9 protein-coding genes are annotated in these 15,642 nt (G+C 69.2%); 2 read left to right on the forward strand and 7 right to left on the reverse strand.

All coding sequences use genetic code 11. The annotated features are described in order from the left end of the window. Together ACIREE_RS21080 and nrdR are read right to left on the reverse strand one after the other, a co-directional pair. Entirely contained in the window at nucleotides 1–2,907 is a 2,907-nt protein-coding gene (locus ACIREE_RS21080) for a vitamin B12-dependent ribonucleotide reductase (RefSeq protein ID WP_404154076.1), read from the reverse strand. Nucleotides 2,908–3,043: 136 nt separating this feature from the next. After that, the gene (gene nrdR / locus ACIREE_RS21085) at nucleotides 3,044–3,589 is read right to left on the reverse strand and encodes a transcriptional regulator NrdR (RefSeq protein ID WP_404154079.1); all 546 of its coding nucleotides are present in this window, start codon (nucleotides 3,587–3,589) and stop codon (nucleotides 3,044–3,046) included. A gap of 518 nt (nucleotides 3,590–4,107) precedes the next feature. Here nrdR and lexA point away from each other — a divergent pair. Further along, nucleotides 4,108–4,893: a transcriptional repressor LexA gene (gene lexA, locus ACIREE_RS21090; RefSeq protein WP_404154082.1), complete on the forward strand. Its 786-nt coding sequence runs from the start codon at nucleotides 4,108–4,110 to the stop codon at nucleotides 4,891–4,893. A gap of 96 nt (nucleotides 4,894–4,989) precedes the next feature. Here the strand turns inward: lexA and ACIREE_RS21095 are convergent, their stop codons facing one another. From ACIREE_RS21095 to ACIREE_RS21115, 5 genes are all read right to left on the reverse strand, one after another. Beyond that, nucleotides 4,990–6,987: an ATP-dependent DNA helicase gene (locus ACIREE_RS21095; protein ID WP_404154085.1), complete on the reverse strand. Its 1,998-nt coding sequence runs from the start codon at nucleotides 6,985–6,987 to the stop codon at nucleotides 4,990–4,992. 40 nt (nucleotides 6,988–7,027) lie between these two features. After that, on the reverse strand, nucleotides 7,028–8,920 hold the full coding sequence (locus ACIREE_RS21100; RefSeq protein WP_404154088.1) for an IucA/IucC family protein: 1,893 nt from the start codon (nucleotides 8,918–8,920) through the stop codon (nucleotides 7,028–7,030). 57 nt (nucleotides 8,921–8,977) lie between these two features. Beyond that, nucleotides 8,978–9,763: a GNAT family N-acetyltransferase gene (locus ACIREE_RS21105; protein ID WP_404154091.1), complete on the reverse strand. Its 786-nt coding sequence runs from the start codon at nucleotides 9,761–9,763 to the stop codon at nucleotides 8,978–8,980. Nucleotides 9,764–9,837: 74 nt separating this feature from the next. Further along, on the reverse strand, nucleotides 9,838–12,015 hold the full coding sequence (locus ACIREE_RS21110; RefSeq protein ID WP_404154094.1) for an IucA/IucC family protein: 2,178 nt from the start codon (nucleotides 12,013–12,015) through the stop codon (nucleotides 9,838–9,840). A 187-nt stretch (nucleotides 12,016–12,202) separates the two neighbouring features. After that, on the reverse strand, nucleotides 12,203–13,639 hold the full coding sequence (locus ACIREE_RS21115) for a diaminobutyrate--2-oxoglutarate transaminase family protein (RefSeq protein WP_404154279.1): 1,437 nt from the start codon (nucleotides 13,637–13,639) through the stop codon (nucleotides 12,203–12,205). A gap of 556 nt (nucleotides 13,640–14,195) precedes the next feature. Between ACIREE_RS21115 and ACIREE_RS21120 the strand changes: the two genes are divergently transcribed. Next, nucleotides 14,196–15,422 (forward strand): trypsin-like serine peptidase, encoded by a 1,227-nt coding sequence (locus ACIREE_RS21120; protein WP_404154096.1) that lies wholly within the window; start codon nucleotides 14,196–14,198, stop codon nucleotides 15,420–15,422. Nucleotides 15,423–15,642 lie beyond the last annotated feature (220 nt).

The raw sequence follows: 15,642 nt of genomic DNA on the forward strand, positions 1-15,642 counted from the left end.
TCAGCTGCAACCGCTGGTCGAGCCGCAGCCCTCGCAGATGTAGCAGGAGCCGGCGCGCTGCATCTTCGTACCGCAGGAGAAGCAGAGCGGGGCGTCGGCCTGGATGCCCAGCTGCATCTCGACGAGCTCGGCGCTGGTGTGCGCCTGCTGCGGCGCGGGCTGCACGGCGGCGGCCTCGGCCTTGGGCGTCTCGACGGCCTTCAGGGACTCGGCCTGCAGCGTCTGGACCGGCGCCGACTGCGCCAGGCCCTCCACGTCGACCTCGTCCTCGGAGGGCTCGTAGGAGCCCGTCTCCAGGTGGCGCTGACGCTCCTCGGCGGAGTGGATGCCCAGCGCGGAGCGCGTCTCGAAGGGCAGGAAGTCGAGCGCCAGGCGACGGAAGATGTAGTCGACGATCGACTGCGCCATCCGCACGTCCGGGTCGTCCGTCATACCGGCCGGCTCGAAGCGCATGTTCGTGAACTTCGAGACGTACGTCTCGAGCGGCACGCCGTACTGCAGACCCACGGAGACCGCGATGGAGAAGGCGTCCATCATGCCCGCGAGGGTGGAGCCCTGCTTGGACATCTTCAGGAAGACCTCGCCGAGACCGTCGTCCGGGTAGGAGTTGGCGGTCATGTAGCCCTCGGCGCCGCCCACCGTGAAGGAGGTGGTGATGCCGGGACGGCCCTTGGGGAGACGCTTGCGGACCGGGCGGTACTCGACGACCTTCTCGACCGTCTTGCGGATCTCCGCCTCGGCCTTCGCCGTCACCTCGGTCTTCTCCTTCTCCTTGGTCTTCGCGGAGAGGGGCTGACCGACCTTGCAGTTGTCGCGGTAGATGGCGAGCGCCTTGACGCCCATCTTCCAGGCCTCGAAGTAGACCTCCTCGACGTCCTCGACCGTCGCCGTCTCCGGCAGGTTGACGGTCTTGGAGAGGGCACCGGAGATCCACGGCTGGATCGCGGCCATCATGCGGACGTGGCCCATCGCGGAGATGGAGCGCTCGCCCATGGCGCAGTCGAAGACCTCGTAGTGCTCGGTCTTGAGGCTCGGGGCGTCGATCACATTGCCGTTGTCGGCGATGTGGGCGACGATCGCCTCGATCTGCTCCTCCTGGTAGCCCAGGCGGCGCAGGGCCTGCGGGACGGTGCCGTTGACGATCTGCATCGAGCCGCCGCCGACCAGCTTCTTGAACTTGACCAGGGCGAGGTCGGGCTCGAGGCCGGTGGTGTCGCAGGACATCGCCAGACCGATGGTGCCGGTCGGGGCGATGACGGACGCCTGAGAGTTACGGAAACCGTTCTTCTCGCCGAGGCGGACCACGTCCTGCCAGGCCTCCGTGGCGGCGGCCCAGATCGGGGTGTCCAGGTCGTCCACACGGACGGCCACGGTGTTGGCGTCGGCGTGCTGCTTCATGACGCGCTGGTGCGGCTGCGCGTTCTTGGCGTAACCGTCGTACGCGCCGACGACCGCGGCGAGCTCGGCGGAGCGCTTGTAGGACGTACCCGTCATCAGCGACGTGATGGAGCCGGCGAGAGCGCGGCCACCATCGGAGTCATAGGCGTGGCCGGTCGCCATGAGCAGGGCGCCCAGGTTCGCGTAGCCGATGCCGAGCTGACGGAAGGCGCGGGTGTTCTCGCCGATCTTCTGCGTCGGGAAGTCCGCGAAGCAGATCGAGATGTCCATCGCGGTGATGACCAGCTCGACGACCTTCGAGAAGCGCTCGACGTCGAAGGACTGGTGGCCCTTGCCGTCGTCCTTCAGGAACTTCATCAGGTTCAGCGAGGCGAGGTTGCAGGACGTGTTGTCCAGGTGCATGTACTCGCTGCACGGGTTCGAGCCGTTGATGCGGCCGGACTCCGGGCACGTGTGCCACTGGTTGATGGTGTCGTCGTACTGGATGCCGGGGTCGGCACAGGCCCAGGCGGCCTCGGCCATCTTGCGGAAGAGCGACTTGGCGTCGACCTCCTCGATGACGTCACCGGTCATACGGGACGTCAGACCGAACTTGCCGCCCTCCTCGACCGCCTTCATGAACGTGTCGTTCACGCGCACCGAGTTGTTGGCGTTCTGGTACTGGACGGACGCGATGTCGTCGCCGCCCAGGTCCATGTCGAAGCCCGCGTCACGCAGGGCGCGGATCTTCTCCTCTTCCTTCACCTTCGTCTCGATGAAGTCCTCGATGTCGGGGTGGTCGACGTCGAGGATGACCATCTTGGCCGCGCGGCGCGTGGCGCCACCCGACTTGATCGTTCCTGCGGAGGCGTCCGCACCGCGCATGAAGGAGACGGGACCCGAGGCGTTGCCACCCGAGGAGAGCAGTTCCTTGGAGGAGCGGATACGGGAGAGGTTCAGGCCGGCGCCGGAGCCGCCCTTGAAGATCATGCCCTCTTCCTTGTACCAGTCGAGAATGGACTCCATGGAGTCGTCGACGGCCAAGATGAAGCAGGCGGAGACCTGCTGGGGCTGCGGGGTGCCGACGTTGAACCACACCGGCGAGTTGAAACTGAAGATCTGGTGCAGGAGGGCGTATGCCAGCTCGTGCTCGAAGATCTCGGCGTCGGCGGGCGAAGCGAAGTACTTGTAGTCCTCGCCGGCCTTTCGATACGTCTTCACAATGCGGTCGATGAGCTGCCTCAGGCTCACCTCTCGCTGCGGGGTGCCGACGGCACCCCGGAAGTACTTGCTGGTGACGATGTTGACCGCGTTCACCGACCAGAACTCGGGGAACTCGACGCCACGCTGCTCGAAGTTGATCGAGCCGTCGCGCCAATTGGTCATGACGACGTCACGACGCGCCCACTCCACCTCGTCGTACGGATGCACGCCGGGGCTGGTGTGGATGCGCTCGATGCGCAGACCCTTGGTGGCCTTGGAACCCTTGGTGCGGGAACCTCGTGCCGGGCCGCTCGCCGTCTCTGTCATGCCGCCTCCCATATCGGGCTAAAACGCCCTGAAGTGCCTCGTAATTCCCGGGGCACGGTGTGTGTCTTGTGCTACGGACGCCGCTCTTGCCGCCCGTAACAGGTCTGTGGTTCGCCGCCCTGTGGCCCGTGGCCGGTCAGTCGGCGGCGTGGGCGGGCACGGGGACTTCTACAGTCCCTCCGGGCCCGCTGTCGCCCTCTACGCGCTCCGCGCCCGCGCGGTCCGCTGTCGCGTCGGGCGTTTGTTCCCTCAGTTCCGCGATCGCCGACTCGAAGTCCTCCAGCGAATCGAACGCCCTATAAACGGACGCGAACCGCAGGTAGGCCACGACATCCAGCTCCTGAAGCGGGCCGAGCATGGCCAGACCCACGTCATGCGTGGTCAGCTCGGCACTACCGGTGGCACGCACCGCTTCCTCGACGCGCTGGCCGAGCAGAGCGAGCGCGTCCTCGGTCACCGGACGCCCCTGGCATGCCTTGCGTACGCCGTTGATGACCTTGGTGCGACTGAAGGGTTCGGTGACTCCGCTCCGCTTCACGACCATCAGCGAACACGTCTCCACCGTCGTAAAGCGACGGGAGCAGTCCGGGCACTGACGGCGCCTGCGGATCGACGTGCCGTCGTCGGTGGTACGGCTGTCGACGACACGGCTGTCGGAATGCCTACAGAAGGGACAGTGCATGAACTCCCAACCCTCCTTCACGGCACGACGCGATAGCCCCAAGAGGCTCATCCCGCCCCTCGAAGCAGCCCCCAGCATAGGCGATGCCGACGGACGCGAAGGACCGGGGACCACAACTTCTGGGCTGCTGATGCAATCCAACCACTACATCTGGGGTCTGGCCGCCTTTTGGGCCCTAGCGCGTGTCGTAAGGGGCCCAAGTCGGCCGCGTGCCGCACGGAAGCGCCACAGGCCGCAGTTACCGACCGGCACGACGCTCGCACGGAGGGGGCGGCGCCCGCTCGACGACGGGTCGGATGGCAGACTGGGCGAGCCCTCAGAGCGGGTCTCGGCTTCGGCGGTGAAGCGTACCGGATTCAGCCGAATTGCCATTCCGCTCGGGCGCTAGCCATACACCTAGGCACATGATCACGACAAGTAATCTGCGGTTTTTCACTCGAACGTGTGTTTGGCGCAACCTTTCGAAAGGAACTACCGTTGGCTAGCTAGGGAGACATTCTCGAGAGGGGCCGACCGACGTGACCACCACTGCAGACAGTGCCACCATCGCTGCCCAGGGCCACGCCCAGGGCCGACTCGAGCCGGTGCATGCCATGAATGACGCATCCATGAGCCAGGAGGGGCCGAAGCCCGGCCGCTCCTTGCCCGGCCGACCTCCAGGGATCCGTGCGGACAGCTCGGGTCTCACCGACCGCCAGCGTCGGGTGATCGAGGTCATCCGGGACTCGGTGCAGCGTCGGGGGTACCCGCCGTCGATGCGCGAGATCGGCCAGGCGGTGGGCCTGTCCAGTACGTCGTCCGTCGCACACCAGCTGATGGCTCTCGAACGCAAGGGCTTCCTGCGCCGCGATCCGCACCGTCCGCGCGCCTACGAGGTCCGCGGCTCCGACCAGCCCAGCGCGCAGCCCACGGACACGGCGGGCAAGCCGGCCGCTTCGTACGTACCGCTGGTCGGTCGGATCGCCGCGGGTGGCCCGATCCTCGCCGAGGAGTCGGTCGAGGACGTCTTCCCGCTCCCCCGACAGCTGGTCGGTGACGGCGAGCTGTTCGTTCTGAAGGTCGTCGGTGACTCAATGATCGAGGCCGCGATCTGCGACGGCGACTGGGTGACGGTCCGCCGTCAGCCCGTCGCGGAGAACGGGGACATCGTCGCGGCGATGCTCGACGGTGAAGCCACCGTCAAGCGCTTCAAGCGGGAGGACGGCCATGTATGGCTCCTCCCCCACAACTCTGCGTACCAGCCGATCCCTGGTGACGAGGCGACGATCCTCGGCAAGGTGGTGGCCGTCCTGCGCCGGGTGTGACCCCTCCCTGACCGGGCCCCGGAACCAACTGCGCCGGTTCCGGGGCCCAGCGCTGTCCGCGCCCGGCCCCGGGGCGGGCCGCTTCGCACCGAGGGGTTACTTCCCGTCGGCCTTCGCTGTCGCGTCGATCGCCGCGAGCGAGCGCCGCGCCTGATTGCGGTCCGTCGTGTACCAGAAGTCCGGCATCGAGGCCCGCAGGTAGCTGCCATAGCGGGCCGTCGCCAGACGGGGGTCGAGGACGGCAACGACGCCACGGTCTCCCGTCGCGCGCACGAGGCGGCCCGCGCCCTGTGCCATCAGCAGCGCCGCGTGCGTGGCTGCCACCGCCATGAAACCGTTGCCGCCGGCGTCCTCGACCGCCTTTTGGCGCGCGCTCATCAGCGGGTCGTCGGGCCGGGGAAAGGGGATCTTGTCCATGACGACCAGTTGGCAGCCGGTGCCCGGCACGTCCACGCCCTGCCACAGCGACAAGGTGCCGAACAGACAGGTCTTCGGGTCAGCGGCGAAGCCCTTGATCAGCTCGCCCAAGGTGTCCTCGCCCTGCAGCAGGATCGGGAACTCGGGGAGCCGCGTACGCAGCTCCTCGGCCGCCGCCTGAGCGGCGCGCATGGAGGAGAAGAGGCCAAGTGTTCGCCCGCCGGCGGCCTGCACCAGCTCGGTGAGCTCGTCCATCATGTCGCTCCGCGTACCTTCGCGGGCGGGGCGGGCCAGGTGCTTGGCGACGTAGAGGATGCCCTGCTTCGGATAGTCGAACGGCGAGCCGACGTCGAGGCCCTGCCATACCGGCTGGTCCTCGTCCTGTGTGCCCTCCGGAGCGAGGCCGAGGGACGCCCCGACACCATTGAAGTCACCGCCGAGCTTCAATGTTGCCGACGTCAGAGTCACCGAGCGGTCCGAGAAGAGCTTCTCCCGGAGCAGGCCCGATACGGACATGGGCGCCACACGCAATGACGCCCCGCTCGGCCGGTAGGTACCGCCACCGCGGGGCTCATTGCGCTCGTACCAGACGACGTCCCACTCCGACCCGTTCGTGACCCGCTCCGCGACATCGTGGATCGTCTCCACGGAGGCGAGAGCCTGCTTGCGTACGGCGTCCTCGTCCTGGACGGACTTGTCCCGCGTGGAGCCGAGTGCGGTGATGACCGTCCGTGCGGCGTCACGCAGCGCCATCAGCGCATAGCCGAGGTCTTCGGGAATCTCCTCGAGGCGGCCGGGCAGAGCCAACTCCATAAGTCGCTCGAAGCCCTCGGCGGCGGTCTGGAGCTGATCCGCGGCCTTCTCGTTCACCAGCTTCGCCGAGCGGCGCACCGCACGGTTGACCTGGCCCGGAGTGAGCTCGCCCGTCGCCACTCCGGTCACCCTGGAGACCAGCTCATGGGCCTCGTCCACAATCAGTACCTCGTGCTGCGGCAGGACCGGCGCGCCCTCGATGGCGTCGATCGCGAGCAGGGCGTGGTTGGTGACGATGACATCGGAGAGCTTGGCGCGCTCACGGGACATCTCGGCGAAGCACTCCTGCCCGTACGCGCATTTCGACGCGCCCAGACATTCCCGCGACGAGACGGACACCTGGGACCAGGCGCGGTCCGAGACACCGGGGGTGAGATCGTCCCGGTCGCCGGTCTCCGTCTCGTCCGCCCAGTCCCGCATGCGCAGCAGGTCCTGTCCGAGCTTGCTGGTCGGCGCGGCCGCCTCGAACTGGTCGAAGAGCCCCTCTTCCTCGTCCTGCGGCATGCCTTCGTGCAGGCGGTGCAGGCACAAGTAGTTCGACCGGCCCTTGAGCATGGCGAAAGAAGGGCGGCGGCGGAGCAGCGGGTGGAGGGCGTCCACCGTGCGCGGCAGGTCCCGCTCGACGAGCTGGCGCTGAAGGGCGAGGGTGGCTGTCGCCACCACGACGCGCTCCCCGTGAGCCAGGGCCGGCACCAGGTAGCCGAGGGACTTTCCGGTGCCGGTGCCCGCCTGGACGAGCAGATGGGAACCGTCGTCGATCGCCGCGGCGACGGTCTCGGCCATGGACACCTGGCCAGGGCGCTCCGTACCGCCGACGGCAGCGACGGCGGCGTGCAGGAGCTCGGGGAGTGAGGGCTTCGTCATAGCTCGACCACCCTAAACGGCACCACTGACAATCCCGCGATCAAGGCTGGTGCAGGGGGTTGGCGACGGTGCCGTGCACGGCGGCGTGCGGGCGGTGGGAACGATCGCGGTAGCCGTCGAGGTGCAGTCGGTTGCGGTTGAGGCACAGACGCTCGATCCGGGGGGTGAGCAGGTCGAACATCTCGTACCGCTCCTTCAGCTCGGGGAACCGGGCGTGGTGGCGCAGGATCTCGGCGCGCACCATGGACCAGAACTCCGCTTCCGGAACACCCAGTTGCTCGTCGCACAAAGGCGCCAGGTAGCGGAAGACGCCGACGAAGAGCCCTGAGTGGATGAACTGGGTCAGGAAGGCAGGACTCTCGGTGAGCAGGACGTCGCGTACGTCACGCGGCATGGAGTCGTGCTCGGGGAGCGGTTCGGCGCTGACGTTGACGTCGTCCACGAAGTCCTTGACCGCGAGGCGCACGGGGACGTCCTGGTCGTCGAAGACGACGATGGCGTTCTCTCCGTGGGGGGAGAAGACGGTTCCGTAGCGGTACAGAAAACGCAGCAGGGGCGGGAGCAGCGCCGCGAAGAGCCTGCGCAGCCAGGTCCTCGCTTCGAGTCCCGAGCGCGTGACCAGTTCTGCCGTGAATGAGCGTCCGTGCGGGTCGACGTGCAACAAGGAGGCGAGAGTGCGGGCGCACTCTCCGGATGCGAGCTGTCGCGTCACGGGCTCTCGCCAGATCGCTCCGAGTAATTCCTTGTACTGGTAGGGGACTTCGTCGAGGCCGTCGTACTGAGGGTGCCGGACCGTTACGGAAGCGACTTCGCCCAGCAGGATGATTCCGCACTCGTCCTTGAGGAACGGGTCGGAGTCGCGCAGCCCCAGCATCCATGTGGTCACTGCGGGGGCTGCCAGGGTGCGCTCCGTAGGGAGTCCCCGCCATACAAGGGTGTTGAGAACCGACAGGGGCAGTTTGACGGTGTGCCGTTCCGGGTGGGTGGTGTTCAGGAACGTACGGATCGACTGCTGCGGCAGTCGCAGGTCGCCGTCGGTGGGGAGCGGGACGATCGCGTTCGTGGCGATGGACTGCGCGAAGAGCGGGAGCACGATGTCGTCCCACTGCCAGGGGTGCACGGGGAGATAGAGATACGCGGCCGGGTCGAGCCCTCGTGCGCGGAGATGCTCGGCGAACAATTGCCGGGTCGGGGCGTCCAGTTCGCGGGAGTAGAGGGAGTCTGCGGTCTCCAGGCCCGCGGCGCCGCGGTACGTGGCGAGGCTGCTGTGCACAGCGAGCCAGGGGAGGCTGGTGTTGCGGCGGGCCTCCGGGGCCCAACGGGCTGTGTCGGTCGCCGAGAAGCCGAGGCGGCCTTTGTTGAGGACGATCCAAGGGTGGCCGGTCTGATGGCCTTCGAGCTCGGCATAGCCGAGGTCGGCGAGCTGGGGTGCGGTCAGCGCGGAGTGGTCGAGGCGCGTGTCGGCGGCGAGCGTCACGGAGAGTTCTCGGATGAGGTGGCCGAGGGTGGTGCCGTCGAGGTCGAGGAGGTGCTTGGTGCGGAGCAGGAAGGCGAGCGGGTCGGTGAACGGCTCGCGGGCACGTGAAGCGGCGGTTTCGTCGCCCGCCGCACTCGGGTCGGCCACCCACTCGATGCCGTCCGGTTCCACCTGCCAACTGCCGTACGCGCCACGGCGGGCGTGGAAGCGGACCAAGCCGCCGCCGTCGGACTCCCCGTCGCTCGGAACGGTGAGGGTATAGGGGTGACGGCCCGGGAGCCGGGCGTCGTCACGGCCGTCCGGCAGCGGCCGGAGGATCTCCTCGTACGAGAATTCGCCGATCAGCTTGGCCAGCAGCCGCGCTCCTGCCCGGTCCCAGTTCTCCCGCGTGAGCTCGGGCGGGTCGTACAGCACGGGCGGCTCTGCGGAAATCGGGGCGACGGACGGGTTCGGCACGGGGACTCCTCGCGGGGGAACCGGATCGGGTCGAGCGGTGTACTAAGAGTGACGAGCTCACAGCACGGTGCGCAGGGCTCGGTCACGGACCATGAGCGCGGCCCGTTTGTCGGGGAGGTCCACCTCGGCAGAGAAGCGGAATCCCGCGCTCAAGAAGGCGGAGACGGAAGGGGTGTTGCGAAGGTCTGGTTCTGCGATGACGCGCGCGCACGGCGGGCGATGGTCGAGTACGAGGTCGGCGACGGCTTTGAGCAGTGCGGTCCCGAGCCCTCGTCCGCGGTTGGCGACGCCACCGATGAGGAGGTGGATCCCGGTGTCGTGCGGACGGGCGGGGTAGTGGCGGGCCAGCGGGTCGAGGTCGGCGCGGTAGATCTCCCAGTAGCTCATGGGCCTGCCGTCGAGTACGCCGAGGCAGGGCACGCTGCGCCCGTCGCCATCGAGTTGGGGGCGCAGGTGGTCCGCGGTGACGGTCTCGGGGCCCGCGAGTTCCCAGAAGGCGGCCACGGCGGGGTCGTTCATCCAGCGGCTGATGAGCTTGAGGTCGCGCCCGACGCGGGCCGGCACGAGCTGGAACACGCCTGAAGGAGTGGTGACCGGTCCCCACTCCCCCACGTTGTCGAGCAGATCGTGCTGGGTCGTGCCCGTGAACACGGGAGCGCCGCGGCGCGCGTTGTCCGTCCCGTCGACGGGCCTCGACCCGTCCTGCTCGACGATGAGCGCGATCATTTCCTCAGAAAGGCGCAGGTCCAGGGTGTCCTGGCAGTCCGGGTCATTCGGAGGGGCGGCTTCACCCGGGTCGGCGGGGCTGGTGTCGGCGTCGGTGCTCGCATCGGCGGGGGGCACGGCGACGCTCCTCTCAGGAAGTGGTGCGGGGCGCGGTCCTCGGCTTGTCGGGGTTGTCGGGGTTGTCGGGGTCCTCAGACATGGAAGGGGTTGGTGATGGTGACGTAGACGGATTGGGTGTCGACGGGGCCGACGAGTTCGTCGAGGCCGTGCAGGCGCGTGAGCAGGTTCGCCTTGCAGCGCAGCGTCGGCGATTGCAGCAGCTGGTTCGGCAGCGGACTGCGCAGCCCGTTGGGGCCGGCGGCGGCCTCACCGAGGAAGCGACGGGACGCCGCGAGCAACAGCCGCTCGTCAGCGAGCTGTTGGGAGCCGAAGGCGCCGATGAGACCGAGGATGTTGTTGATGGCGAGGTAGTAGGCGAACCGCTCGTCGGTGACCTCGTCGGAGACGAAGGTGTCGCTGAGCGTGCCGATACCTGGCAGCCGCTTGTCGAGTTCGGCACGACGGGACTCGCGGAAGTAGTAGCCCTGGTTGTCGCGGTAGCGCCCGCCGACGGGCCATCCATCGACGTCGAGAAGCAGGAGGGTGTTCTGCTGGTGCGCTTCGAGGGCGATGCCGGCTTCGCTGTCGAGCCAGAGCACGGGGCGCACCACGTGCTCGAGGTAGCGCAGGAACCACTCGGTGGCCACGGCTTCGCGGGAGCGACCGGTGCGGGCCGCGAGACGGGTCACGGTGTCGGCAAGCCGTGAGCTCATCGGGGCGCGGTCCAGGTGGCCCGCCGGGTCGTGCGGGGGCCGGGGCGAGACGAAGCCTGCGACGCAGGAGGCGTCGTCGCCAGGGCGGAAGGGGTTGTTGCGGATCATGACGTCGAGGCCGGGGACGGGCTCACCGGCCAGGTCGTCGACGGCGAGCCAGGCCGGGTCTCGGACGATGTCGAAGCCAGGGTGGGCGGCGTGCCACTGCTCGGCGAGGCCGCTGCGCAGCAGCCGGTGGACCTCGACGCCCCGGTGGAGTTCTTTGCGGAGGTTCTCGCGGCGGGAGTTGGTGATCCGCAGTCCGAGGGAGAGCTTCAGCATCGCCGACGCGCCGGGGCGGTACAGGGTGCGGACAGAGGAGGTGGGGAACCAGGGCTCGCCGTGCGAGCCGAGGTCGCGCAGGAGACCTGCGTCGAACAGGGTGGCGGCGCTCGGGCGGCGCCGGAGTTCGCGGATCTGCCAGGGATGCAGCGGCAGGGCGGCGAAGCCATCGGGCAACGGGAGGTCATGACCGGCGAATTGTGAGGTGAGGTGGGTGGCGGGGACCGTGCGGCCGCGCTCGGTCCAGGCCGAGTCGTGGGCGAGGACTTTGGGGGCGACTGCGATCCAGTGCAACGGGAAGGAGCCGCGCAGTTCTGGCGAGTAGAGGCGGGCTTCGGCCTCGGAGAGTCCCTCACGGCTCTTCGGCGTCGGGTGCAGCGGGTGGCCGAGGAGCAGGGACTGTTCTCCGGCGAGGAAGCGGTCGGGATCGTCGGCGCGATGGCGGCGTCGGTCGGCGATGAACTCGGCTGTGCGGCGTACGGAGTCGGCGACGCGGCCGACCAGGTCGCCGCCGTCACCGGAGGGGGCCGCAGTTCTGGTGGTGGCCGTGGTGGTGACAGTGGCGGAGCCTGACGGGCGCTGGCTGTCGGTGGCGGTGACTGGAGCGGCCTCTGGAGCGGCTTTTGAGGCAGCGGCCCTGGGGACAGCGGCCTTTGGGGCGGGGGCCAGCTCGGGCGCCGACGGGGCGACGGCCCCGACAGTGCTGGCAGGCGCTGAGGGCGTGTCGTCCGGGGGCGAGGCGTTCGGAGCCCTGTCGCCCGCGGCTGCGTCGCCCGGGGTCGCGGCGTTCGGCACCGCACCGTTCGGCGCCGATTCGCGGCTGAGGAGGGTGGCGAGGGTGACCGCGTCGACGCAGGGGGCGCCCTGGGGGCCGTCTTCCAGGTAGGGCAGGCCGAAGCGGTGCCAGCCGGCGGGTGACCAGTACTGGATGGGGACGAGAAGGGCGGTGCCGCTCGCGGGGAGGGCGACGCGGAGGGCGCCGACGGAAGGAGGAGCAATGTTGTTCTCGCGTACCCAGCAGCGCAGCAGGTTCTCGACTGCCGAGCCCTGGGCGGAGGTTGCGGGGTCAGGATGTTCGAGAAGGTCGACCATGGAGGTGTGCGGACGCCCGGCCTCTTGGACGCCGCCCTTCTGCCGGGGGGCCGTGTCGCGCTCCGGCTCACGCGGGGACTGCGTGTCGCAGGCTCCGCCTGCAGGGGGGCGGGGGCGGCCGTCGGATGCGGGAGTGGCGTTCAAGAGTGTGTCCTTGCGTGGGGTGGTGGGCTCCGTCTGGCGGTGGTCCGGCTGGTCCGGTTGCCGCGGCTGTCGCTGGGGCAGGGCGTGCCGCCGTGTGCTGGTACGGCTGGGAGGCGTCGTTCGGATCATGCCGGGCTCGTGGGGCCTGGCGCAGCGCCCTGATCCGGCCAAATCCACCCGCCGCCCCCTAGCAGTGCTGAGCTCGGGCCACGGCCGTGAGGGCATCGGAGAGCCGGTCGACGACGGCCGCGGCCTGTTCGTCGGTGATGGTGAGGGGAGGCAGGAGGCGTACGACACTGGAGTGGCGCCCGCCGAGCTCGACGATCAGCCCTCGGTTCAGGCAGGCGTCACGGACGGCCGCGGCCAGGTCGGGGGCGGCGGGCAGCGGTGCGGTCGCCGGTCCGCCGAGGAGGGGGTCGGCCGAGAAGTCGCTGGCACCGTCGGTGGTGTCCGGGCCACTGGCCGGCTGGGTAGCGCCTCCCGGCTCGACGAGCTCCACCCCGATCATCAGGCCACGGCCCCGCACGTCGCCGATGCACGGGAATTCCTTGGCCAGCGACTGGAGCTGGCCGATCATGCGGGCTCCGAGGTCCCCGGCGCGCTCGGCGAGGCCGTTCTCGCGCACGTAGGCCAGGGTCGCGGTGCCGGCCGCCATCGCGAGCTGGTTGCCACGGAAGGTGCCCGCGTGCGCGCCCGGGCCCCAGACGTCGAGGTCGTCGCGGTAGACGATCACAGCGAGCGGGAGGCTGCCGCCGATCGCCTTGGACAGGACCATCACGTCCGGAACCACCCCGCTGTGTTCCACGGCCCAGAAGGCGCCGGTCCTGCCGACGCCGGTCTGTACCTCGTCGGCGATCAGCGGGATGGAACGGGACTCGGTGATGGCCCGCATGCGGCGCAACCAGGGGTCGGGGGCGGGGATGACGCCGCCCTCGCCCTGTACCGGTTCGAGGATCATGCCCGCCGGGCGGGGCACTCCCGACTTGGTGTCGTCGAGGAGCGACTCGGTCCAGCGGGCGCCGAGTTCGGCTCCGCGCGGGCCGCCGATGCCGAACGGGCAGCGGTAGTCCTGGGGATAGGGCAGGCGTGCGACCCGGACGTCCTGCGCCCCGCTCGACGCTTCGAGCGCCCCGGCGGTCATCCCGTGGTACGCGCCGGTGAAGGCGAGGATGCCTGGGCGGCCGGTGGCGGTGCGGACCAGTTTCAGTGCGGCCTCGACCGCGTCGGTCCCGGCCGGCCCGCAGAACTGGATGCGGGCCCGGTCGGCGAGGGCGCGTGGCAGCGTGCGGAACAGCTCTGTGGTGAAGGCGTCCTTGACGGGCGTTGCCAGGTCGAGGACGTGCAGCGGCGCTCCGGAGTCGAGCACCTTGCGAATGGCTTCGAGCACCACGGGGTGATTGTGGCCGAGGGCGAGCGTGCCGGCGCCGGAGAGGCAGTCCAGATAGCGGCGGCCGTCGGCCCCCTCGATGGTGAGGCCGCGGGCCCGCACCGGCACGATCGGCAGGGCGCGGGCGTAGGTGCGCGCCGCCGACTCCCGCGCGGACTGGCGGCGCAGGATCCCTTCGTGCACGGCGTCCTCACGTGCGGCTGTCCCGCGCGCCACCCCGTCGTACGGGGCGGGCACCGTCACGGGCTCAGGGTCGGTCACGGCTGCTGGTCCTCCCGCTGGAGATACGGTCGACTGGTCGGGTCGACTCACCGGTGGGCGGGGCGAGTTCGCGCGCAGAGCACCGAAGCACCGCCCTGGCAGCACACCAGGACGGTTCGAGGACTGAGCGCCGACTGCGGATCCCCCGTATGCCCTAACGACGAGCGGGCGCGAGGAACACGGGCGGCTCGCAGACTCGTGACGAGACCTGCGCCACAGATCAACTCCGACAGGCCACTCAGACCACACAGGCCGCTTGAACCGCGCCGGCCGCGGCATCCGCTCGTCCGGGCCGTTCGCGGAGTGAACGCCGGATGCGGGTCCCGCGTACGTACCGGCGACGGGCGGGAGAAGCGTTGTTCGTGGTCGGGATGGGGCGCCAAGATCCCTCCGTGACGGAACCGTTGCGGTCCCGTCGGTTGTCCCTGACGGCACCGGCATAGTGTGGGGTGCCGTTCGGGGAGGGCGCACAGCCCGTCCACAGCACCTGTTCGGCAGTGCAGAGATCTCGAAGCCCAGGGGGATTCACACCATGCGACCCATACGTCCGCTGTTCAGCGCTCGCCGCCCCAGGAGCGTGCGCGGGCGAACGACCCCCGTGGCGGCGGCCGTTGCGCTCGGCGCGGTGCTTGCTCTCACCGCCACCGCGTGCGGTCCGGGCGAGGACGACGCGAGCGACAAGACCTCGTCCTCCGCGACCGTGGGCGGCGACGACACGATCCAGATCCCGGACAACATCAAGGAAAAGCTCAAGGAACACGGGATCGATCCGGACAAGTGGAAGAACGGCGAGTGGAAGAACTGGGACCGGGACAAGTGGCTGCGTGAGGCGAAGGACTTCGTCAACCCGATCATCGACGGTCTGTGGGACTCGGACCGGATGCGCGACGCCGACAAGAACCCCGGCGGCGAGGTCGACGACAACGACATCTCCGGCGACCAGGGTGTGACGGACCCAACGCCGCAGCCGGTGCAGGCGGCAGCCGTCGCGAGTCCGTATCACGGCAGCGCGCCGTACGCGGGCAAGCTGTTCTTCGACGGTCCCGAGGGGTCGATGGTGTGCTCGGCCACCGTGGTCTCCGACCCCGCCCACCCCGGCAAGTCCGACATGATCTGGACGGCCGGCCACTGCGTGCACGCGGGCAAGAAGGGCGGCTGGTACCGCAACATCGCGTTCGTGCCCTCGTACAACAATGACGGCAAGTCCGTCGAGGAGCTGCAGGGGGCGCCCAAGGACGAAGTCGCCCCGCTCGGCGTGTGGTGGGGCGACTGGGCGCAGACGTCCGACCAGTGGATCGAGCAGGGCGGCCCGACCGGCGGTGCGGGTGCGCCGTTCGACTTCGCCGTCATACACGTGACGCCGGAGAAGGGCAGCACGGGCAAGTCCCTCGAAGAGACCGTCGGTTCGTCGCTTCCGGTGAACTTCAACGCGCCCGCGGTGCCGGACATCTCCCAGCTGACGGCGAAGGGGTACCCGGCGGCGCCGCCGTTCGACGGGCAGAAGTTGTACGAGTGCGCGGACAAGCCCGGGCGTCTCTCGCTGAACTCGACGGACCCGACGATGTACCGGGTCGGCTGCACGATGACCGGGGGCTCGTCCGGCGGTGGCTGGGTCGGGCAGGGTTCCGACGGTCAGCCGGCGCTGGTGTCGAACACCTCGATCGGCCCGGTGACGGCGGGCTGGCTCGCCGGCCCGCGGCTGGGCAAGGAAGCCAAGGGCATCTACGACTCCGTGAGCAAGAAGTTCGCGGGGCAGTAGTTCACTACCTGCGGTCAAAGGCCCGGCACAAGCGGTTCGCCGGGCCGGAGTGGTAGCTGGTGGGACGCCAGTCCCGTCCGGACGCCGTTGTTGACCAGGATCGCGGCGGCGGGGTGCCGAAACTTTCACCGCCCCGCCGCCGTTCGTCCCCAACTCCACAGGCATAGTGGGGTGCTGTGTCGAAGCGGGTGCGTGCGGACGCCCCACCCATGAATGACAC

The sequence above is a fragment of the Streptomyces sp. NPDC102467 genome (assembly GCF_044765445.1).
Taxonomy (GTDB): Bacteria; Actinomycetota; Actinomycetes; order Streptomycetales; family Streptomycetaceae; genus Streptomyces.